Consider the following 22,182-nt stretch of genomic DNA (forward strand, 5'->3'; position numbering starts at 1 on the left):
ATGAAAGTTGTGCTTTTAGCCGGCGGTTTAGGTACCCGCCTTTCTGAAGAAACTGTTACTAGGCCTAAACCAATGGTGGAAATCGGGGGTATGCCGATACTTTGGCACATTATGAAAATTTATTCTTCTTATGGATATAATGATTTTGTAGTATGCTTAGGTTATAAAGGATATGTGGTAAAAGAATACTTTGCAAATTATTTTTTACACAAATCTGATGTCACTATAGATTTAAGTGATAATTCAATAAAAGTACATGATTCACAGGCAGAACCATGGCGTATAACGTTAGTTGATACAGGAAACGAATCGATGACTGGTGGTCGTATAAAAAGAATTCAATCTCATATCGGTAATGAAACTTTTATGCTTACCTATGGTGATGGTGTAAGCAATGTTAATGTTGAGCAACTTGTGGAGTTCCATAAACGTAACGGCAAAATGTGTACAGTTACCTCAGTACAGCCATCTGGTCGTTTTGGGGCATTAAACATAACCAATAATTTCACTGTAGAATCATTCATGGAAAAGCCTAAAGGTGATGGTGCTTGGATTAATGGAGGTTTTTTTGTCTGCGAACCACAAGTGTTCGATTTTATAGAAGGGGATGCCACAATATGGGAGCGTGAACCAATGGAAAAAATAGCTGCAATTGGTGAAATGGGTGCTTATAAACACGACGGTTATTGGAAACCAATGGATACGCTAAGAGACAAACACGAACTTGAACAAGATTGGTTAGCCAACAAAGCACAATGGAAAGTTTGGTAATATGAGCTTTAGAAATATTTATAAAGGCAAAAAGGTATTAGTTACTGGAGATACTGGATTTAAAGGTTCTTGGCTGTCAATATGGCTCCAAGAATTAGGAGCGGATGTTTATGGCTATGCATTAGACCCTGTTTCAGCAGATGATAATTTTGTTACATCAAATCTCGCAAATTATATAAAACATGAAACCGGTGACATTAGAAATCTGGCAAATTTGGTAACGTTTTTTGAAGATGTTCAACCAGATATTGCGTTTCATTTAGCGGCACAGCCATTGGTGTTATTATCATATTCTGATCCGGTAAATACTTTTGAGTCGAATTTAATGGGTGTTGTGAATTTTTTTGAAGCAGTTAGAAAAACAGCGTCAGTAAAAGTTGCAGTTAATGTTACCAGTGATAAATGTTATGACAATAAAGAGTGGGTATGGGGATATCGTGAAAATGACCCAATGGGAGGTAAAGACCCATACAGTGCCTCTAAAGGTTGTGCAGAGCTAATTACAAATTCATACATATCATCTTTTTTCAATACAGACAGTAGTTGTTCTGTTGCATCAGCAAGGGCTGGTAATGTAATTGGAGGAGGTGACTGGGCTGCTGACCGTATAATACCTGACTACTTTAGATCTGTTAAAGCTGGTCATAAACTCATGGTAAGAAACCCATATGCAACGCGGCCGTGGCAACATGTACTGGAGCCCTTGAGCGGGTATTTGAGTTTAGCATCAAAGTTATTCATGGAAGGGAAAAAATATGTTGGGGGCTGGAATTTTGGGCCGGAAGACACAGCAAATTATTCAGTAAAAGATCTCATAGATTCAATACTTACTGAATTTCCTGAAGGAGGTTATTATACTCCACAAGATTTGCAACGTCCGCACGAGGCTAATTTTCTTAAATTAGATATTTCAAAAGCAGTTAATCAATTGCACTGGCGCCCTGTATTAACTTTTCAAGAAACTGTAAAGTTCACTGTTGACGGTTATAAAGCTGATTTAAATAATAGTGATATTCTTCAGAACCGTAAAAGTCAAATAAGGCAGTATACTGAATACGCTATAACCAGAAACATTGAATGGGCAATATAAACAGCATATTGTTAACGGGTGCTACGGGCTTTGTAGGTAGCCATATTTTGAGAAAATTAGTTAAGCTTAATTTTAAGGTTTCAATAGTTATAAGGCATTCTTCATCATTATGGCGTATTGAAGATTTGAAAAATGATGTATCCGTTTATTATACCGACGAGGTTAGCGACTTATTTCAGAAAAATAGAATAGGTGCCATAATACATACTGCTACAGAATATGGAAAAAATGCCTCATATCATGATATAATTAAAAGTAACGTGCTCTTCCCTCTAGATTTGCTTGAAACAGGTTTGAAGCATGGGCTTAAAGCGTTTGTTAATACAGACACTTTCTTTTCTAAAACTGATGATTATTTATATCTGAACAGATATAGTAAATCAAAAAAGATTTTTAAAGATATTTTAAAAAACTTTACGGGAGAAACTCGCATTATAAATATGCAATTGGAGCATGTATTTGGGGAGAATGATGCGGAGGATAAATTTATTCCCTATATTATAAATCGATTACTGAGCAATGATGAAAGAATTGACCTAACCGTAGGTACCCAAGAAAGAGATTTTATATATGTTGCTGATGTAGTAGACGCTTATATAAGTATAATTAATAACATCAGCATTTTTGATGATTTTGAAGACTTCGAAATTGGTACTAGCCAATCATTAAGTTTAAGAGGGCTTGTAGAAAAAATTCACCATTTAACAAAATCGAAAGCTATTTTAAATTTTGGTGCAATCCCTATTCGATCGGGAGAAATCAAGCAATCAATAGCTAACAACAAATTATTTTTTAAAACCGGCTGGAAATCTGCAATAGATACACAAACAGCTATTATAAATGTGATTGAAGCATATCAACAAAAAAAAGATGCAGTTAAAAACCTTTAAAAGATCTATACCTGGTAAAGAGTATATACCAGTAACTGGAAAAATAATAGAAGAAGATGATTTGCTTCTTTGTATGGAATCTGTAGCTGATGGCTGGTTAACAGCAGGAAGATTTGCAAACCAGTTTGAACTCAATTTTGCAAAATATTTTAATGCACCTAAATGTTTATTAGTCAATTCCGGTTCTTCAGCCAATTTAGTTGCTTTTTACACGTTGACATCATCAAAATTAGGTAATAGAGCTATTAAGCCAGGTGACGAAGTTATCACCGTGGCAGCCGGATTTCCAACTACTGTTAATCCAATCATTCAATTTGGTGCGATTCCTGTGTTTGTTGATGTAGATATTGCTACTCATAACGTTCAGGCTGAAATGATAGAGGCTGCGGTATCAGAGCGAACTAAAGCTATTATGATAGCACATTCTTTAGGTAATCCATTCAACCTTGATGAAGTGATGCGCGTAGCTGAAAAATACAATTTGTGGGTTGTAGAAGATGATTGTGACTCTTTAGGAGCAACTTACAATGGCAAAAAAACAGGTACTTTTGGCGATATATCAACCTTTTCTTTTTATCCAGCACACCACATTACCATGGGTGAGGGAGGCGCTGTGTTAATTAACAACCCAGAACTGTCTAAAATAGCAGAGAGTTTTCGTGACTGGGGCAGGGATTGTTATTGTGAACCAGGAAAAGATAATACTTGCGGATGCAGGTTTTCTCAACAGTTAGGATCATTACCTTATGGCTATGATCATAAGTACACTTATTCTCACATAGGTTTTAATTTAAAAGTTACGGATATGCAAGCTGCTATAGGCGTATCTCAATTTAATAAAATAGACCGTTTTGTAGAAAAGCGCCGTCAAAATTATAAAGCTTTATATGAAAGGATGCAGCAATTTGAAGATATATTTATTTTGCCCGAAGCTACTCCAAACAGCAATCCCTCGTGGTTTGGTTTTTTGATGACCTTACGGGATGGGGATGCCGCCGACAGGCATATGCTAGTTCAGCATCTTGAACAGAATAAAATCGGTACACGTTTACTTTTTGCTGGAAACTTATTAAGACAGCCTGCTTATGTAGATGTCAAACATCGTATTGTTGGTGATCTTAGGAATACAGATATTATAATGAACCAATCCTTTTGGTTGGGTGTATGGCCAGGGTTGGATGAAGAGCACTATGACTATATAGAAGATATAATAAAATCATATTTACAGTAGCAAGGTGCTTCAATTTATACGTAAATTATCTCTTAAGATTGGTATTGATGGTGCTATAGCTTATACTCTGTTAAGTCGTGTATTACAGGCAGGAGGCGGAGTAATATCCATCTTGTTTATTACAAGATTTTTATCTGCTGAGGAGCAAGGATACTATTACACCTTTGCAAGTATACTGGCAATACATGTTTTTTTTGAGTTAGGACTCAGTGGTATAATTACCCAGTATGCTGCACATGAATTCGCCCACTTAAACTGGACGGATGACAACACCCTTGAAGGGGAGGATTATTATAAATCCCGATTGTCATCCTTGTTACATTTTTGTGTAAAGTGGTTTGCATTGATAAGTGTGATTCTTTTTTTTTCTCTTACTGCCATAGGTTTATATTTTTTTAAAAGTTACAACCATAATATAAATGTTAACTGGCAGGGACCATGGATTATTTTAAGTTTATCGACCGGTTTAAATTTGTTTATAGATCCATTATTAGCATATTTTGAAGGCATAGGTGCTGTAAAAGACATATCTAAGGTAAGATTTATACAAAAGGCTGCTTATATAGGCCTATTGTTTTTGTTTTTCTTTTTAGGCTTAAAGTTGTATTCCACAGCATTGGCTTCATTATGTGCTATCTTGATCAACTACATTCAAATACTGTTATCTAAACGATTTTATCTTCTTAAACATATTTGGCATTTAAAGACTCAGTGGATAATTAACTATACCAAAGAAATACTTCCTTATCAATGGCGTATAGCTTTAAGCTGGATAAGCGGTTACTTCATGTTTCAGCTGTTTAATCCTGTATTATTTGCAACTGAGGGTGCCAAAGTGGCTGGTCAAATGGGAATGTCACTACAAGTGTTAAATGGTATTTCTGCACTGTCAATGAGCTGGATTAACACCAAGATACCATTGTTCTCTAATTTAATAGCTAAAGAACAATATATTAAATTAGATCAAATGTTCAATGAAACCTTGCGAAGTCTAATGTCAATAAATGGTTTAATGAGCTTAGTGTTTGTTTTAATAATCATTGTATTAAAACTTTATAACATATTTTACAATGACAGATTTTTGGATATAATTCCAACAATAGCACTTACTTCGGCAATGTTTTTATACCAATTAATTTTTTCTTGGGCTGCCTATTTACGATGTCATAAAACAGAGCCACTACTCATTTATTCTATAGGCATGGGGATATTAACATCCTTATCGACTTTTATTTTCGGGCATTTATACGGAGTTTTAGGAATTACAATTGGCTATTGTCTAATTACAATATTAATTAGCTTACCTTGGGTTGCCTATGTATTCTATACAAAAAAACGCGAGTGGCATGTAATTATTCAAGAATAAATTATGATTTTAACAATTGCAATACCTACTTATAATAGGCCTGATGAAATATTGGCTACAGTATCAACCATTATTCCACAACTTAATGATAAAGTTTCTGTAATAATATTAGATAATAGTTCAGACGTTAACGTAGTTGATCATTTATTAAATGAAATAGAAAACTTCGATAAATACAATATTACAGTACATCGTAATAAAGTTAATATTGGGCCTGATGCTAACTTCGCAAGATCTTTTGAATATAGTACAGCACAATATACTTGGGTTTTAGGTGATGATGATGAGGTTGATTCAAATGCTGTAGAAAAAATATTATCAGATATTGAATATTATAAAGATCAGGATTTGATAGGTTTCAATTTTAATTCAAATTGTAATTTGGTTGAACGCACTGTTCCTATAATTGTTGATAGTACAGCCAGCCTAGTTTCAAAAATGGATTTTTTTGGTAATTGGTTATTCCTATCAACATCTGTTTATCATACACAATCGTACCTAAAGTATATAAGGTATGCTTACTGGTCAGCATACAGCATGGCATCGCAAATTAGCCCTGCCTTGGTTGCCATTAGCAATAATAAAGTATTTGTTTTTTCTGAAAAGTATATTGTAACTAATAAACCTATTTATGATGTTGAACAAAAATGGTCTAATGTTAAGATCACTTTAACTCTAACATCTTTGCTTGAATTGCCACTGAACTGGAGTAATAAAGAATATTTAACATTTGGTATAAAAATGAATACGTTATTCGTAACATTTACCCATATACTTGTTTCAATATTAAAGAGCGTGAAATTAAATGTAGATTTAATTGACGAATATCATCTTTATATTTTAAACCAAATATATTCTCGCACGATAGAGTTTAGGAGTAATAGAACAAAAGAGAAGGTAATGTATAATATAGTAAAGCGTTTACTTAAAAATAAAGCTTTGCTTAAATTGGCATTAAGGACTAATGCTATGCAAAAAAAAGCACATTCGAAAGATGTAGCCTCGTTCAATCTTTTCATTAGATAGCTTTTCAATCAACATTTTAGGTCAATGAATATGCAAAATGTAGCTGTTGTATTAGTTACCTACAACAGGTTAAACTTGTTGAAGGAAGCGATTGAAGCATTACGGTCTCAAACACACTTCATCTTCAGGATAGTTGTGGTAGATAATGGTAGTACCGATGGCACAAGTGAATGGCTTGGTCTTCAAACCGATTTATATGTAATTAAGCAAGCTAATTCGGGCGGAGCGGGCGGATTCTACACAGGAGTAAAATTCTCTGCTTCTTTAAATGTTGATTGGGTGTGGTTAATGGATGATGACACAATTTGCAACAGTAATTCATTAGAAAAGCTTGTCGAAAAAGTGTCAACTTTACCGAATGAAAAAATAGGTTTCGTTGGTAGTAAGTGCGTTTGGTCGGATGGAAATCCGCATTATATGAACATTGTGGATATTAAACCATACTTTAATAACACTGTTCCATTTACAAAATACGATAATTATAATTTACTACTTACTGAAGCGTGTTCATTTGTTTCAGTATTAATCAATATTGCCGCTATTAAAAAGATCGGTTTACCCTATAAAGATTTTTTTATATGGGGGGATGACTTAGAATACACTCAGCGTATCACGAAGGCTGGATATTTAGGGTTTTATTGTCAAGATAGCATAGTCGTTCATAAAACCCCTCAAAACTACCGCCCAAATTTTTATACTGAATCGGCTTCAAATATTTGGAAATATAAATATGGCCTTAGAAACGAACTTTTCATGATAAAACGAGATAAAGGTCTACTTTACTATACTATATGGCTGTTTGTTAAAATATTATATACGTCTTTTAAAATACTAGTAAAAAGGCGAGACAGCAAATTTGTTTTTATTAAAGCTGTGTTTCAGTCAGGGTTTAATAGTATGTTTTTCAATCCCAAAATTGAGCGGCTTTAAGTATTTATCACAAAATGCCTAAAAAATCTATTTTATATATATTCGGCGGAGAAAAAGCATCTGGTGCAGAGATTGTGATAGAAAGACTTATTGATTCAAATGCGGTACATATTGATAGTCATCTTTTTATATCTCCCGGAGATTTTGCACACAAATTAATCAAGTTAAACAAGCCTTACTCTATACATTTAATAGATAGATTACGTAAACTAAACAGAAGCAATTCCTCAAGTTTCGGCTTCTACTTAAAAGCAATCGGTAATTACTTTTCTGTTTCTTATCGAGTTTATAAGTACATCAAAAGAAATAACATTGATGTTGTTCATGCAAATACCGTCGTACCGGCCTCATATTTATTGCCATTAATAATTATATTGAAACCGTTTCTTAACGTTACCTGGATTTGGAGTGATCATGATTTGTCATATTACTCTAAAGTAGATACTTTGATGTCAAAACTGAGCGTTAAATTTTACGATCATACCTTGGCTGTATCACAAGCGGTCAAACTGAAGTATGTTGACAATCCTAAATTAACGGTTTTGCATAATGGATTAGATATTGAGAAATTTACCCCTAATCAAAATCTTCGTGATACCTTCAGGCGTTCTAACTTTTTTGATTGTGATACAGTGGTTATTGGTATAGCTGCTACAATTGCTCCACGTAAAGGGCAGTTAGAGCTTATAGAAGCTTTTAAAGATATATACAAATCTAACAAGAATTCGATATTAATTTTAGCAGGTGGATTCTCCGACGATTATCCGGAATACTGTATAAAAGTCAAAAATGCTGTTAGACAACCGGGCATAAAATACATTGGGCATATCAGCAATATTACAGAGTTTTATAACGGTTGTGATGTAATTATAAGTAACAGTAACATTGAAGGCAGCGAACCTTTGGGCACAACAATATATGAAGCAATGGCATGCGAAAAAATTGTATTAGCATCAGCTACAGGTGGAACGCCTGAAATAATAGACGACTGTATTAACGGTTTTTTGTTTGAAGCCGAAAATAAAGTCGATCTTCAAAAAAAGCTGTCATACATAATTAATAACTATCACCAACTTGTTCAAATCAAACTGGCAGCGAGAAGTCAGGTGATAAATAAGTTTAACATAAAAAATATGATTAAACAGTATAATATACTATTAGCTAATTGATACAAGTGACCGGAATTTTTATTTTTATTTCACTTACCATATTTGGAGCAGGCTATTATATTGTTTGGCCCAGTAGATTTAATGTAGTTACACATCTAACTGTAGGTGCAGTATTCATATCCTCTTTTGTGCCGGCCATTATACTGGAGGTTTATAAGAATTATCCGGATAGCATAGTAACTTTATATGTAAAAATATTAGTTACGGGCGCTATATGCTATTTAATGGGCATATTATTAGGCTTTAACCGAAAAGTTAAAAGAACCAAACTTTCTTTTGATGTTTTAAGTACAGAAGATTATGAAAAAAGGGCAATACAATTAACTAAATTTTTACTTATTACTGGCATAATATGCCTTGCATTAAGTTATGCAGGTATGGGTTTCGTGCCAATGTTTGCTTCCGATCCAATCTCAGCTAAATTTTTTAGGGGCGCTTATCAAGAACCATATTTGAGGGTAGCAAGTTTATTTCGTGCATCATTTTATATTTTGTCTACTATAATTCCTATTTCTTCAATTATTTGGTATAATAAGCGTATTCCATTTTTTTTGCATGCCACTTTGGTAGCCATAGGGCTTATGTTTCTATCCTTGTCTAGAAGTCCGGCATTTACAGGTTTGGTAATGGCAATTGCATTGGTCTTGTCATTCAAAAGCAAGTTTCATTTCAAAATTTTATTAGGGGTAATTGTAAGCATTTATTTATTCAGTTCCATATTTTACTATTTGATTGGTGTTAGGCAGTTTGAAAACATTGATTCAAAGAGTGAAAACGGATATTGGCAAGTAATAGGCGAAAGCGCACCAGATATAAATGATCAGTTGCAGTTTTTAGATATGTTCACAAAGCATCCCAAGTGGACATATGGACGTACTATGTATGGTGGTTTGATACCTGGGCACTATGAATGGAATCCGACAGTGTATACATTAAATGTAATTGCTCCAGACATGAATATAAATGAGATTGCCTCTGGAGGATTAAGGTTGCCCACACCTCTATGGGGATATGTATCTTTTCAATGGCCGGGAGTTATTATGTTTTGCTTGATATCCGGTTTCCTATCAGGTTTTTTTCTTAAATACACAAAATTTTGGTTAACAGAACATAACTCAATGGTTATTAAGTCTGTTGTAGTAGTATTATTTGTTAGTGTATTTATCACTATAATAAATTTCTTTACTCTCTCAATCTTCTCTATACCACCTATGCTGGTTTTACTATTTTACATGTATAGATTTAAAATTAGTTGATTAATGATTATTATAAATGGGCGTTTTCTAAAGCAACGCATAACTGGTGTGCAGAGATTTGCGTATGAGATAACTAAGGAATTAATTGCTAATGATAGTAATGTAAAAATAATTGTTCCTAAGTCCTACAAAGATACACTGCCTAAAGAAACAGAAAACTTATTTAAAGAATATTTTATTTTTGAGGGAGCAGGTGAAGGTTTGGTTTGGGAACAGTTTGTATTACCTTTGTGCCTTAAGCAAAACATGCTTCTGCTAAATTTCTGTAATAGCGCACCTATTTTATGGCGCAATAAGCTTACGTGCGTACACGACATGTCTTACAAATCTAATCCACAATGGTTTTCTAGAAAAGTCAGATTGTATTATTCCGTTTTGATACCGTCTATTTTGCGTACTTCAAAATATATAATCACAGTGAGTGAATTTGCGAAAGCCGAAATATTTAAATATGTCAAAGGGATAGGGACAAACACTATTGAAGTTATTTACAATGCTTGTGCGGAAGTATTTAGAAATGACAGCTTCCCTGATAATAAAAATTTTAACAGCAAAATTCTGTTATTTGTAGGTTCAATTGAACCCAGAAAAAACCTGGATAATCTGTTAGCTGCATTTGCAAAAATTGAAGATCCTGAAGCAAGATTAATAATTGTTGGTAAGCAAAACACCAAAATGTTTAATCATGTAAATTTAAAGTTGGATTCAGATAATAGGATTTTATGGAAACATTCGTGCAAAGATGAGGAATTAAAAGAATTATATATTTCGGCTAAAGCATTGGTAAATCCATCACTATACGAAGGTTTTGGAGTGCCTTTAATTGAAGCTGCCAGTAATGCATGCCTGCTTTTACTTTCAAAAATACCTGTATTTATAGAAGTAGCGAATGGTGATGCTTGCTTTTTTGACCCGTATGATACTAACAATATCGCTGACACGTTAAAAGGCCTGCTTAATTTAAGCCCAGTTGAAGCAAATAAAATGGCTCAGAAAGCCTATCTTAATATTGCAAAAAGTTTTAGCTGGAAAAACTCAGCTGATAAACTTTATAAGTTAATTAAGGGCAATTAATATGGCAACGTTAAAATTAATTAAACAGGACTTAAATTATTTAAAAGATAGATTTAATGTTTCTTTTGTTTCTGCCATATTAACTAACCGGGGGTTTCACGCAGTCTTGCTTTACAGAATTTCTCATAGCTTGTTTCATAAACGCATTCCGATTATTCCACTTGTATTGACACGTATAGTACAAATTACGTACGCTATTGATATTGATTTCAAGGCAACATTACACGGTGGAATCATTATAATTCATGGGGTTGGATTAGTTATCGGTCAAGGCGCTGTAATACACGAAAGATGTATACTTTATCATGGAGTCACATTAGGTAGAAGAAAGCAAATAGTTGAACTTACAAACGATGATGGTTTCCCAACTGTAGGGGCAGATTGTGTGTTGGGAGCTGGCTGTAAGATTATAGGCAAGGTTAATGTAGGGCATAATTCCTTGATTGGGCCAAATGTAGTACTAACTCATGATGCACCGATAAACTCTATAGTTAAATGCCATGAGCCTTTAATAACGGTTAAAACTACTAAAACCTTATGACAAAACGTGTAGAATGGCTAGACTCATTAAGAGGAGTGGCTGCTATAATGGTAATGATAATGCACATTTGGGAAACTTTGATTGTTACATTTCCAGCAGAAATAAATGGTAATATAAAAACGACACTGAACTATTTGATACTTGACTTTTTAAATTTTGGTAAAATTGGAGTTGGTGCTTTTTTCTTTGTTAGTGGTTATGTAATTCCTTATAGTTTAATAGGAAAAAACTTACAGACATTTGCTATTTCAAGGTTATTCAGGCTTTATCCGGCGTACTGGTTTTCATTATTACTATTCGTTTTCGTTGCAGGTATGCCGCCATTAATACAGTTGTTGGGTAATTTGACTATGTTGCAAAAGTTTTTGGGTATTGAAGATTTAATCGGCGTATATTGGACATTACAGATCGAGCTGATATTCTATGCGGTTTGTGCTATGATGTTTTACTTTAACAAACTGGAAAAGCCTGTATTTATATATAATGCAACGATTTTCTTACTTATCGTATCATTGATAATGGCTGCATTAAGGTATTACATGGATAAAAAGCTTCCTGTAGCTTTACCACTTGGTTTATCAATAATGTTCATTGGGTTGATAATCAGAAATTTGCATACTCACAACAACAATAACAAAGCAATATTTAAGGTGGTAACACTCTTTATTGGTTTTTTGTTACCAATATGTTTTCTAGCTTATAACAAGGATTATGGATTTAATGAAAAGTGGTATAAGTATTTTACATCCTATGTACTTGCTTTAGAGATGTTTTTGATTTTTAATTATAAAAACTGGTTCAATACAATTCTTTTGTTTTTTGGTCGAATAAGTTATTCATTATATTTATTGCATCCAATTGCTGCTTTGATGATTACTCCTTGGATTTTAAAAAAAATTCCAATAATTTCAAGCCCAATATCTTTTGCATTAATTGGCATACTTATTTCTATATTATTTGCATTTCTGTGCTTCATCACTATTGAAAATGCGTTTGTACGTTTAGGTAAAAAAGCCGCCAGGTATTATAACAATAACTTTATTGCAAAGTTATAATTACATCGCATGAATTATTCCTGCTTATATTGTAAAATATATTTTTATAAATGAAATTAGCAATAGTACAAGATGAACTTATACGTAAGGGTGGGGCTGAGCAAGTCGTATTAAGTTTTCATAAAGCATTTCCGGAAGCGCCTATTTACACATTAGCTTACAATCGTGATAAAACTTACGCAGAGTTTAAAAACTGTAATATAATAACCTCTTGGTTCAATAAATTTGTGCACGATGCCCATAATTTAAAACGTTTTTTTTTTCCATTCGGAATTATGGCTATGCAACAGTTAAAAGTTAAAGGATATGATGTCATACTTCAATCTACTACACATTGCGCTAAGTATGTTGATACAGAACCGAATGCTTTAATTATTACCTATTGCCATACACCTTTCAGGTTAGCATGGAGACCAAATTCGTATGGGGAGATATCAAGTTCTAAGGGACTTAAGCGGCAACTTTACAGCCTGGTAGTAAATATTTTAAAAAAAATTGACAAGAAAAGCGCTCTTAAAACCGATTGGTTTATAACAAATGCTAAAGAAGTTGTACCACGTATTGAAGAAGCGTATCAACCGCAAAACCCCATAACTATTATTAATCCTCCTGTTAAATGCAGCAATTTTTATATATCAGACAAAATTCCTGAATATTATTTAGTGGTAAGCAGATTAGAGTCTTATAAAAAAGTTGATTTGGTTATAGAGGCTTTTAATAAAATGCCAGAAAAGAAATTGCTTGTTGTAGGTAAGGGGTCCATGAAAAAACAGCTCAGGGCATTGGCAAACACAAATATTACCTTTGCCGAAGGCCTCAATGCAGAAGAGTTATCAAAAGCCTACGCAGAAAGTAAGGCGTTGATCTTTCCTCAACATGAGGATTATGGCATAACTCCATTAGAGGCAAACGCATCTGGAAGGCCAGTTATTGCTTATGGTAAAGGTGGTGTTATTGATACCATGATTCCTTATAATAATAATGCTATGCAAGCAACGGCCCTATTTTTTGAAAATCAACATGTTGATGACATAAGCTCGGCAATAACACAATTTGAAGAATTAAGCTTTGATCCAGAATTCATAAGAGAGCATGCAAAAAGGTTCGATGAAATTCACTTTGTAAAACACATACAAGAGTTTGTAAAGAGGAAATTCAATGAATCAAAAAGCATTAAAACAGCTAATCATTAGATGATGAAAGGTGCTGCTTAAAGTCTTGTAATAGCTTTTGAGATGATGAAGTGCCAAATTTACGGGCAAAAATTTTGTTTGAACTCATGATGGGCTCATAGTCTGAATCATCTAAATTTGCTGGCCTACTTCCGTTACGGAGCTCCCAAATTATATATCTTAAATCATCATTAACCACATTTTCTCGGAAAGGTGAGTTCAACACTATAGTGTGAAAGAAAATTTCCTCCGAACAAAAGGTGTAATTAAAAGCTTTTAGATACTGTGGATGCTGTTCTAAATAATCAAATACATATTCCAAACATGGTTTTGATAAAGTCCACCATGTGCCACCTCCATAAAGTTTAGGAGATCCTGCTGGTAAGGCCCTTTTGATGTTTAATTTTTCTTGAACAAGGGATATAAGCTTTATAATTTTTCTCTGAAAACGTGATGATGCATCAAACGTATCATATAAATTATAATGCACTACCCTATTAATGCCTCCCCCCGGCCAATCATGGAATGGTAGCTCAAAGTTCACAATGAATTCTTTACCCTTGTTATTAGTTAAATAAGAAGTAATTTCCGTCCCGGTTTTTACGGGAAAATCTTGTCCGCTAACCGCATGAACATATTCTATGCGTTTATCTTTGATCGCTTCGTTAGCTAACAATAGGATTGCTTTTAAGTGATTAATTCCTCCCCAGTTTACTACATATTCCCTTGATATAAGTTTAATATTATTACAAGCGTTTAAGTTGTGTATCTCTGATTGATCAATATCACTTTTTTTATCGATATGAATGTAAAAGTGGAAGTTGTCATAAGACCTGAAAATGTTTACAAAATCAATCAGATGGCTGATGTTTTTATAAGCAGTAATTAGTATTGCTTGGTGCATAAATAAATTATTGTGCCCTATTACTGGCTAAATCTTCGTAAATGTTTCTAAAAGAGCTACGTAGTCCAAATGTAATCATTGTGGTTTCAACTTTTAACCTATTATTAGTTTCTTTTCTGTAAATACCTCCTAACTCCAGCCTTAGATTATATTTAGGGTTCAATAGAAAAGCGATTTTTCCTTGTGCCAAATGCATATTTGTTGTTAGGCCTTGCCCAATGAAATTGCCAACTGTTGTACCGCTGGATCGCGTTCCAAAGTCTTCAAGCGGACCATCATACCTAGCCGGTTTCAAATAATTTTGAAAAGGATCTTTACCCCAATTTAATCCATCAGCATCAAGGCCATAATGGCCATAGGTAAGCTGCCCCGAAAAATCAAAGCGCTTATAGCTGTAATTTAACATTCCAACAACCTCTTTGAAATTAGCTCCCCAAGGGTGAGCAAGTGGCTCGTTATTTTGCCCGTAATTATTGATAGATTTTTCCTGTGCATATGTATACGGCTTGGCTCCGTTGTACTCAATTAAATAATTTAAGCGATTAATATTAAAAACATTAGTACCACGTACACCAATTTGCCAGCCGTATTTATTACGTGAACTACCTTTGTTTGAAAAAAAATTACTGGCTTCAAATTCATCTAAGGCAAATTGCCCATATGCTATTAATTGGTTTGAAAATTCATATTTACCGTTGAAGCCAATCAATGCATTATCCGGCGAGCCGTTATCAGCTTCTAATGGTCTCAAAAATATAATCGGGTTACCATAGGTTAAGTCAAATCCACGTTTGTTGCCTGCGTCATCTGTGTCTCCCCAAATAATGGAATCAAAAAAACCTAATGATAAACCGTCAGTTACATTCCAGTCTAAGTAATGAAACACACCCCATTTCTTCCTGTTGCCAGTTTCATAGCTTAATTTAGCGGAACGTGGGTCTTGCATATAACTCCACATGGTCATGTAGCGTACGTTACCTAACGTGCCAGTCAATTTTAGAAATGTGTAAGGCGAGCTAAAGTCAGACAATAACATTGACCGGTAACCATCACCTATAAAGTTCTTATCATGGCCGAAGGCAATGTTGATGTATTTTGATGGTGTAAAAGACATCAATGCCGTTACATACGACCAATCTTTTGTGCGGTTCTGGCCATACTTCCTATCATATGCCTGGCCCGATACTATACCCGTTTGATTTACATAAGTGTCATAGTAATTGGCAAAAACTGCCTGGTTTTCATAACCACTGGAATAGAAATAGAACTTTTTACCGATGGTTCCGCCTACCTGATAGCCTCGTGTGTTAAGCCATGTAGTTTTTGAATTACTGAAATCGCGGCCAATGGTTAAATCAGGTAAATAATCAGCAAAGAAGGTGTAATCTTCATGTTTAATATCAATTAGGTGCTCATAAAAAAGTTTACGATGAACCCAACTATGTTTCACAGTTGTATCAACACCATAATCCATTAACGATTTGTATTTTGAATATAGCGTAGGCTCAGATATAATGTAGGGCTTTATTGAACTGTGAAACTTACTGTTGGTAGAATATACCGAATCGCTTAATTTTTGATAAAACTGATAACTGTATGGTTGATATTCTGCCTGTGCCCAAACGTCTTTTGCATTAAAAGTGAACGCAGTGGCAACAAAAAACTTTGCTAATAAGATAAATCTGTGTTTTTTCATAGTTAAGGATGCGGGGCAAATATAGCCAACATTGTTCATACCTCAGGTAGTGCCAGTGCACATAAGTAATTAATGGAGGTATCAGTAAACCAAATTTAATTTGTAATGTTAAGCTCACACATAAACATGTAACTTGTGCGGCTGTTTTAATTAAATAGTCGAACCTCGCTTGGCTTACTTATTTTAAATGTATAAAATTAACACCTCGGTAAAAATTCTCGTAATTGGCGATTTAATGATCGACCATTATATTTATGGCGATTGCAATCGCATATCTCCCGAAGCACCAATCCCTGTTGTGGAGATTACCCATGAAACACATACTCTGGGAGGCGCCGGAAACGTAATCAAAAATATAAATGCACTCCAGTGTAACTCTGAGATACTATCAGTTGTGGGCAACGATGCAGATGCGCAACGCGTTAAACAACTGCTTAAAGAAGCAGGCAGCGAAAGCGAAGGACTTGTACATGATGATAGTCGGTGTACAACCATTAAATCACGTGTTTTAGCCGTAAAGCATCAGCTAATAAGATTAGACAGAGAGGTAACCGATGGCATTAGTGAAGTGGTGGAGCAGGCCATTATAAATAAGCTGAAAGCCGTTGTAGATGATTATGACATTATACTGGTATCTGATTACAATAAAGGCTTGCTAACACCAGCATTGCTTTCGCAAATTATGCTTATTGGCAAACAGGCCGGTAAAAAAATCTTGGTAGACCCAAAGGGGATAGATTTTTCAAAATACAAAGGAGCTACGCTTATTAAGCCCAACCGTAAAGAAGCGGGTTTAGCCACCGGTATCAAAATAAAAGATCAGGAAAGCCTTGAACATGCTTGTCGTAAAATAAAGGACATAACAGATTGTGAAAGTGTAATAGTTACTTTATCTGAAGATGGAATTGCATTGTTTACAGATAATACACTAACGGTTATTGCAACCAAGGCTTTAGGTGTTATTGATGTTACTGGGGCAGGAGATACGGTACTGGCATCATTAGGCGTTGCACTTGCATCGGGTTACTCATTACCTGAAGCTTGCGAGTTTGCCAACTTTGGAGCGGCAGTGGTTGTAAGTAAAGTTGGAAGCGCAACGGCCACTATTAATGAAATTAATGCACAAATTAATTAAGCACCATTGCTTATGAAACAAGTTATACAAGATATATTCAATAGCCATATAAATGTAGCGCAGCAAACACAAGGTGTATTGACAGATAAAATCAGCGACGCCTGCCAGGTAGTAATCGATTGTTTGAACAATGGCAAAAAAGTTTTACTGTTTGGTAATGGTGGCAGTGCTGCGGATGCACAACACATTGCAGCTGAATTTACTGGACGGTTTGTTAAAAACAGGCGTTCGTATCCGGCCATTGCTTTGACAACAGACACCTCAGCTTTAACGGCAATAGGTAACGATTTTGGCTTCGATCGAATATTTGAACGCCAGGTTGAAGGTTTGGCCGTTGCGGGCGACGTGTTGATAGGCATATCAACAAGCGGAAATAGTCCGAATGTTTTGAAAGCTTTAGAACTAGGAAGGCAAATGGGTTGCTCGACTATAGGTCTGTCTGGTAATGATGGGGGAAAGATGAACGAATGTTGTGATTTAAACCTGATAGTACCATCTAAAATAACAGCCCGTATACAGGAAATGCATATCACCATAGGCCACATTATTTGCGAGGGAATAGATCTCAACAGCTAAGTTGCTGACTTAATTTATGGTTATATTATTAATAAGGTTAATTCAATTCAATATTACCATAAGTGGCTTGCACGAGCCTGAGCCGTTCTAATAGCTACCTTAATCAAGCGTATTTTGAGATTTTTAATTTGAGATATTTTTATTTAAAATAAATCTTAATAATACGCTATTTAATTATTAATTACATAAGAAAGTTTATTGCCCGAAGCTGATAATACAATTTAATGTACTAATTTAGCGAACTGCTTGTTCGGCAATCGGATGTTTTCACAATATTTATATGAGTCACAGATACGCTACCTTTATCAAAGCCATTAATCTTTCTGTTGATTATGTGATTTTGAATGTAAGCATGATACTGGCTTATATCATCGTTGACAAATCATACATTATTTGGATTAATAACAAAAATTACTTACCCATCGTACTGGTTTTCAATTTAATATGGTTACTATCTGCTAACATTACCCGCTTTTACGAGCAGGTTTTGAATAAAGACTCCATTAAAACATTCAGAGGGGTTTTTAAAACATACCTGTTATTTGTAAGCTTAATATGCTTTACAGTTTTAATCATCATCGGTACTAAAGCGTATTCAATAACAAGGCAGTACCTATTTTATTCACTCGCACTATTTGGGTTCTTGCTTGGTGTTTGGAAACTTGTTTTCCTGGCAATACGTCGTAGCGATAGGGCCATGCTAACCGATTTCAGGCAAGTGGTTATTGTTGGCGGTGGGCGCATAGGTAACGATTTATACAACTTCATTACTCAAAATCCTGAAAGAGGGTATAAAATTGTTGGATTTTTTGAAGACAGGGTAAATGAAATAGACCCCGATTTGTATTTAGGCGGTGTTGATGAATGTATTCAATACGTAAAGGATAACCGGGTTGATGAGATTTTTTGTACGCTTCCCAACAGCGAGGCAACCAAGATAGAACGCTTGATGATGGATGCCGATAAGAACCTCATCAGGTTTAAACTTATACCTGAGTTTTACTATACGCACAAACCTACCTTTGTACAAAACTTCGGTCACATACCTGTTATTTCAATCAGGCCCGAGCCTTTAGAAAACATGCTTAACCGCTTTTTTAAACGCCTGTTTGATATTGCGTTTTCGGTATTCATCATTGTGTTTGTATTTAGCTGGTTGATGCCAATACTGGCTATCATCATTAAAGTAACTTCACCAGGGCCGGTATTTTTTGTTCAGCGCCGGTCTGGCCGCGACAATGAGGCCTTTAACTGCTACAAGTTCCGAAGCATGCAGGTCAATATTGATTCCGACTCAAAACAAGCAACTCGGGGCGATGCACGTATTACTAAAATTGGTGCGTTTATGCGTAAAACCAATCTTGATGAGTTGCCGCAATTCTTCAACGTGCTCTTGGGTAATATGACGGTTGTTGGTCCTCGTCCGCATATGTTAAAGCATACCGAAGAATATTCAAGCCTTATTGATCAGTTTATGGTGAGGCACTTTTTAAAGCCCGGAATAACAGGTTGGGCACAGGTCAACGGCCTGCGTGGAGAAACTAAAACTACCGAAGATATGCTGCAACGCGTACAGGCAGATGTTTGGTACTTGGAAAATTGGTCGTTTTTACTCGATTTAAAAATTATTTTCCTTACTTTCTATGGAACAATAAAAGGGGATAAAAATGCTTTTTAGGCGCATTAAAAAAAATAATTAGCTATAAATCAGCATCATCCATCAAAGTGTAAAAAATAGTTTTAAGTTTTATAAGATAACACTATATTTGCACCTCAATAACGCGGAAGTGGCGTAATTGGTAGCCGCACCAGACTTAGGATCTGGCGCCGCGAGGCGTGGGGGTTCGAGTCCCTTCTTCCGCACAAGCCGTTAACTGATAAGTTAACGGCTTTCTTTTTTTCTTAGCCACCCCAATAATTCTTATTTGTTTTACTGTATTTTGCGTTATGACTAAGCGTTTAATGGCTTGACCCTTATGAAACCTCATATAAAGTTTTATGTAGCTCTACTGATATTTTTTTGTGCAGCAAATAACACAGTGTGCGTTGCTCAAAATGTGTTCAATATCAAAAGTTATGGTGCAGTTGAAAGCGAATTTATTGATAATGCCAAGGCAATTCAAAAAGCTATTGACGTTTGCGCATCAAAGGGCGGGGGAGATGTACTCATACCTGATGGCAAGTTTTTGAGTGGGACTATCTTTCTTAAATCAAATGTCACTCTTTTCCTTTCTCCGCTTGCTGTTTTAAAAGGAAGTGCAAAAATGGTTGATTACGATGCCAGCAATGCACTTGGGCGTCGTGGTTTTATTTGTGCATTTAACCAGCAAAATATTGGTATTGCCGGCACGGGTAGTATAAATGGACAAGGCGAAGCTGACACTTTTTACAGTGCCGACATGAAAAATGGTTTACCAGGCCGACCCAATTGCATTGTGTTCAATAATTGCACAAATGTGGTTCTTAAAGATTTTACATTGCGTAACAGCGCACATTGGAGTATAGATATTAAGAATTGCGACTCCATTAAGGCAGAAAGCATAAAGGTGTTTAGCAACGTTGTGGCCAATAATGATGGAATTGATTTAACCGATTGTCATACAGCTACTATTTTAAACTGCGAATTTATTTGTGGAGATGACGCAATTTGCCTGAAGAGTGACAGTAAAAGAGGCGTAAATGATGTCATCATTAAAAATTGCAGGGTGAGCAGCCAGTCAAACGCAATTAAGTTTGGCACTAAAAGCGTTGGTGGCTTCGCCAACGTTAATATATCCGATTGCAAGCTTTATGATACACGCTTATCAGGTTTGGCGTTAGAGGTAGTAGATGGCGGAACGCTGAACAATATAAGGATAAGTAACATCACGATGAATAAGGTGAATGGTGCAATTTTTATGAAACTTGGTAAGCGCAGCGGAAACAAAAGCGGTTCGCTGTATAATGTTGAGCTAAGCAATATTACTGCTGATAGCATTGGCTATTGGAAGCCTGATAGACGTGCCCGCTATTTTAAAGATGCAGCGGATGAACGGATTGGCGTAGTGCTATCAGGAATGCCGATGAACCCAATAACTGGTATCAGTTTAAATAATATAAAACTTCGCTTTGCGGGTGGCGGACTGCCTGTCGATGCAGCAGTGGTGATGCCCGAGGTTCCCGCAGTTTATCCTGAATATTCTAATTGGGGCGTAACATCGGCATACGGCATAAATTTGCGACATGCCAAAAACGTAAATATTAAGGGGTTGGTATTGAGTAGCATAAATACTGATGCCCGGCCGGCAATATTAACAGAAGATGTTGACGGGATCCGCATTCAAAAGCTTGATGCGAAAGTGACGGACGCAAAATCGGTAATTAAAATGAGCGACACCAAAAACGTGTTTATAAGCCAATCAGTTGTTCAACCGAGCGTTGCTGCGTACCTGTCATTAAGCGGCAACATTAAACAGGTGAATTTGTATGGTAATGATTTCAAGGGGTTGGGTAAAGTATATACCCTAAGTAATAGCGTCAGCGAAAACGAAATAACAGGATTGAAAAGTAAGCCAACCTTACCAATTAGGCAGAGTAAACCACTTGAAATTTATTTGTTGATGGGCCAGTCTAACATGGCGGGCCGTGGTGTGGTAAACGGAACACTCGCGCAAGAACATAACGACAGTGTGCTGGTATTAAACAAAGATGGCGATTGGGTTGTAGCTCATCATCCCTTGCATTACGACAAGCCTTCAATGGCAGGAGCGGGGCCCGGGCTTATGTTTGGTATAGAAATGAAGAAAGCTTATCCTGGTGTAACCATAGGATTGGTGCCATGCGCTGTTGGCGGCACGTCAATTGAAAAATGGATGCCCGGCGCTTATGACGAAGTTACTAAAACACATCCTTACGATGATGCGGTTGCCAGAATTGAAGCAGCAATGAAGCAAGGCACCATAAAAGGCGTTATCTGGCATCAGGGCGAAGCTAACTCCAGTCCGCAAAGCGTTGGAACTTATCTTGCCCAGCTGAGCGAACTAATTGGCCGTATAAGAAAATTAGTTAAAAATCCTGAATTGCCTTTTGTGGCGGGTAAATTAGGACTATTCAATAATAAGTTTTACGATTTTAATATGGAGATTGTGAAGTTACCTCAGGTAGTATCTAACACAGCAGTAGTATTATCAGACGGCTTGGATCATAAAGGTGATGGTTTGCATTTCAGTGGTCCATCGGCCGATGAATTGGGAAGAAGATATGCTGAAAAAATGCTTGAACTAGAAGGTAAAGACCGTTAAAAAGTAAAAAAGAGGGCTGC

19 protein-coding genes and 1 tRNA gene are annotated in these 22,182 nt (G+C 35.6%); 18 read left to right on the forward strand and 2 right to left on the reverse strand.

Features of this window, described 5'->3' with window-relative positions; translation table 11 throughout:
- Genes rfbF through QZ407_RS06345 form a run of 13 tightly spaced genes read left to right on the forward strand, consistent with a single transcriptional unit; the run spans position 1 to position 13,592 of the window.
- Entirely contained in the window at positions 1–771 is a 771-nt protein-coding gene (gene rfbF / locus QZ407_RS06285; RefSeq protein WP_295768792.1) for a glucose-1-phosphate cytidylyltransferase, read from the forward strand.
- A 1-nt stretch (position 772) separates the two neighbouring features.
- Entirely contained in the window at positions 773–1,861 is a 1,089-nt protein-coding gene (gene rfbG, locus QZ407_RS06290) for a CDP-glucose 4,6-dehydratase (RefSeq protein WP_295768794.1), read from the forward strand.
- Positions 1,849–2,751: an NAD-dependent epimerase/dehydratase family protein gene (locus tag QZ407_RS06295; RefSeq protein ID WP_295768797.1), complete on the forward strand. Its 903-nt coding sequence runs from the start codon at positions 1,849–1,851 to the stop codon at positions 2,749–2,751. Before rfbG ends, QZ407_RS06295 begins: the two co-directional genes overlap by 13 nt.
- Positions 2,732–3,982: a lipopolysaccharide biosynthesis protein RfbH gene (rfbH, locus tag QZ407_RS06300; RefSeq protein WP_295768799.1), complete on the forward strand. Its 1,251-nt coding sequence runs from the start codon at positions 2,732–2,734 to the stop codon at positions 3,980–3,982. The genes QZ407_RS06295 and rfbH overlap by 20 nt, the downstream gene beginning before the upstream one ends.
- 4 nt (positions 3,983–3,986) lie before the next feature.
- Entirely contained in the window at positions 3,987–5,348 is a 1,362-nt protein-coding gene (locus QZ407_RS06305) for a hypothetical protein (RefSeq protein ID WP_295768801.1), read from the forward strand.
- 3 nt (positions 5,349–5,351) lie between these two features.
- On the forward strand, positions 5,352–6,374 hold the full coding sequence (locus QZ407_RS06310; RefSeq protein ID WP_295768803.1) for a glycosyltransferase family 2 protein: 1,023 nt from the start codon (positions 5,352–5,354) through the stop codon (positions 6,372–6,374).
- A gap of 24 nt (positions 6,375–6,398) precedes the next feature.
- The gene (locus QZ407_RS06315) at positions 6,399–7,304 is read left to right on the forward strand and encodes a glycosyltransferase family 2 protein (protein ID WP_295768805.1); all 906 of its coding nucleotides are present in this window, start codon (positions 6,399–6,401) and stop codon (positions 7,302–7,304) included.
- A 14-nt stretch (positions 7,305–7,318) separates the two neighbouring features.
- The gene (locus tag QZ407_RS06320) at positions 7,319–8,473 is read left to right on the forward strand and encodes a glycosyltransferase family 4 protein (protein ID WP_295768807.1); all 1,155 of its coding nucleotides are present in this window, start codon (positions 7,319–7,321) and stop codon (positions 8,471–8,473) included.
- A gap of 5 nt (positions 8,474–8,478) precedes the next feature.
- A complete protein-coding gene (locus QZ407_RS06325; RefSeq protein WP_295768809.1) occupies positions 8,479–9,729 on the forward strand; it encodes a hypothetical protein in 1,251 nt (416 codons plus the stop codon).
- Between the two features lie 3 nt (positions 9,730–9,732).
- Positions 9,733–10,803 (forward strand): glycosyltransferase family 1 protein, encoded by a 1,071-nt coding sequence (locus tag QZ407_RS06330; protein ID WP_295768811.1) that lies wholly within the window; start codon positions 9,733–9,735, stop codon positions 10,801–10,803.
- A gap of 1 nt (position 10,804) precedes the next feature.
- Positions 10,805–11,344, forward strand: coding sequence for a serine acetyltransferase (locus QZ407_RS06335; protein WP_295768813.1), 540 nt, complete (start codon positions 10,805–10,807; stop codon positions 11,342–11,344).
- The gene (locus tag QZ407_RS06340) at positions 11,341–12,399 is read left to right on the forward strand and encodes an acyltransferase (RefSeq protein WP_295768815.1); all 1,059 of its coding nucleotides are present in this window, start codon (positions 11,341–11,343) and stop codon (positions 12,397–12,399) included. The genes QZ407_RS06335 and QZ407_RS06340 overlap by 4 nt, the downstream gene beginning before the upstream one ends.
- Before the next feature lie 50 nt (positions 12,400–12,449).
- The gene (locus QZ407_RS06345) at positions 12,450–13,592 is read left to right on the forward strand and encodes a glycosyltransferase (protein WP_295768818.1); all 1,143 of its coding nucleotides are present in this window, start codon (positions 12,450–12,452) and stop codon (positions 13,590–13,592) included.
- Here the strand turns inward: QZ407_RS06345 and QZ407_RS06350 are convergent.
- Positions 13,582–14,475: a beta-1,6-N-acetylglucosaminyltransferase gene (locus QZ407_RS06350; RefSeq protein WP_295768821.1), complete on the reverse strand. Its 894-nt coding sequence runs from the start codon at positions 14,473–14,475 to the stop codon at positions 13,582–13,584. The genes QZ407_RS06345 and QZ407_RS06350 overlap by 11 nt on opposite strands.
- Positions 14,476–14,482: 7 nt before the next feature.
- The gene (locus tag QZ407_RS06355) at positions 14,483–16,171 is read right to left on the reverse strand and encodes a gliding motility protein RemB (RefSeq protein ID WP_295768823.1); all 1,689 of its coding nucleotides are present in this window, start codon (positions 16,169–16,171) and stop codon (positions 14,483–14,485) included.
- A 187-nt stretch (positions 16,172–16,358) separates the two neighbouring features.
- Between QZ407_RS06355 and rfaE1 the strand changes: the two genes are divergently transcribed.
- From rfaE1 to QZ407_RS06380, 5 genes are all read left to right on the forward strand, one after another.
- Positions 16,359–17,306, forward strand: a complete 948-nt coding sequence (gene rfaE1, locus QZ407_RS06360) for a D-glycero-beta-D-manno-heptose-7-phosphate kinase (RefSeq protein ID WP_295768826.1) — start codon at positions 16,359–16,361, stop codon at positions 17,304–17,306.
- Between the two features lie 12 nt (positions 17,307–17,318).
- Positions 17,319–17,882, forward strand: a complete 564-nt coding sequence (gene gmhA, locus QZ407_RS06365) for a D-sedoheptulose 7-phosphate isomerase (RefSeq protein WP_295768828.1) — start codon at positions 17,319–17,321, stop codon at positions 17,880–17,882.
- A gap of 280 nt (positions 17,883–18,162) precedes the next feature.
- Positions 18,163–19,560 (forward strand): undecaprenyl-phosphate glucose phosphotransferase, encoded by a 1,398-nt coding sequence (locus QZ407_RS06370; protein WP_295768830.1) that lies wholly within the window; start codon positions 18,163–18,165, stop codon positions 19,558–19,560.
- Between the two features lie 103 nt (positions 19,561–19,663).
- Positions 19,664–19,745: transfer RNA gene (locus QZ407_RS06375), tRNA-Leu, on the forward strand.
- 113 nt (positions 19,746–19,858) lie between these two features.
- Positions 19,859–22,162, forward strand: a complete 2,304-nt coding sequence (locus QZ407_RS06380; RefSeq protein WP_295768832.1) for a sialate O-acetylesterase — start codon at positions 19,859–19,861, stop codon at positions 22,160–22,162.
- Positions 22,163–22,182 lie beyond the last annotated feature (20 nt).

Origin of the sequence: uncultured Mucilaginibacter sp. (assembly GCF_913773635.1) — a bacterium.
In the GTDB taxonomy this organism is placed as follows: Bacteria; Bacteroidota; Bacteroidia; order Sphingobacteriales; family Sphingobacteriaceae; genus Mucilaginibacter.

Excerpts from the sequence above, each read along its gene's own strand:
- QZ407_RS06345 (WP_295768818.1), top strand. The coding sequence starts at position 12,450 with ATGAAATTAGCAATAGTACAAGATGAACTTATACGTAAGGGTGGGGCT.
- rfbF (WP_295768792.1), top strand. The coding sequence starts at position 1 with ATGAAAGTTGTGCTTTTAGCCGGCGGTTTAGGTACCCGCCTTTCTGAA.
- QZ407_RS06295 (WP_295768797.1), top strand. The coding sequence starts at position 1,849 with ATGGGCAATATAAACAGCATATTGTTAACGGGTGCTACGGGCTTTGTA.
- QZ407_RS06320 (WP_295768807.1), top strand. The coding sequence starts at position 7,319 with ATGCCTAAAAAATCTATTTTATATATATTCGGCGGAGAAAAAGCATCT.
- QZ407_RS06310 (WP_295768803.1), top strand. The coding sequence starts at position 5,352 with ATGATTTTAACAATTGCAATACCTACTTATAATAGGCCTGATGAAATA.
- rfaE1 (WP_295768826.1), top strand. The coding sequence starts at position 16,359 with ATGTATAAAATTAACACCTCGGTAAAAATTCTCGTAATTGGCGATTTA.
- QZ407_RS06350 (WP_295768821.1), bottom strand. The coding sequence starts at position 14,475 with ATGCACCAAGCAATACTAATTACTGCTTATAAAAACATCAGCCATCTG.
- QZ407_RS06335 (WP_295768813.1), top strand. The coding sequence starts at position 10,805 with ATGGCAACGTTAAAATTAATTAAACAGGACTTAAATTATTTAAAAGAT.
- rfbH (WP_295768799.1), top strand. The coding sequence starts at position 2,732 with ATGCAGTTAAAAACCTTTAAAAGATCTATACCTGGTAAAGAGTATATA.
- gmhA (WP_295768828.1), top strand. The coding sequence starts at position 17,319 with ATGAAACAAGTTATACAAGATATATTCAATAGCCATATAAATGTAGCG.
- QZ407_RS06315 (WP_295768805.1), top strand. The coding sequence starts at position 6,399 with ATGAATATGCAAAATGTAGCTGTTGTATTAGTTACCTACAACAGGTTA.
- QZ407_RS06330 (WP_295768811.1), top strand. The coding sequence starts at position 9,733 with ATGATTATTATAAATGGGCGTTTTCTAAAGCAACGCATAACTGGTGTG.
- QZ407_RS06370 (WP_295768830.1), top strand. The coding sequence starts at position 18,163 with ATGAGTCACAGATACGCTACCTTTATCAAAGCCATTAATCTTTCTGTT.
- QZ407_RS06340 (WP_295768815.1), top strand. The coding sequence starts at position 11,341 with ATGACAAAACGTGTAGAATGGCTAGACTCATTAAGAGGAGTGGCTGCT.
- rfbG (WP_295768794.1), top strand. The coding sequence starts at position 773 with ATGAGCTTTAGAAATATTTATAAAGGCAAAAAGGTATTAGTTACTGGA.
- QZ407_RS06380 (WP_295768832.1), top strand. The coding sequence starts at position 19,859 with ATGAAACCTCATATAAAGTTTTATGTAGCTCTACTGATATTTTTTTGT.
- QZ407_RS06355 (WP_295768823.1), bottom strand. The coding sequence starts at position 16,171 with ATGAAAAAACACAGATTTATCTTATTAGCAAAGTTTTTTGTTGCCACT.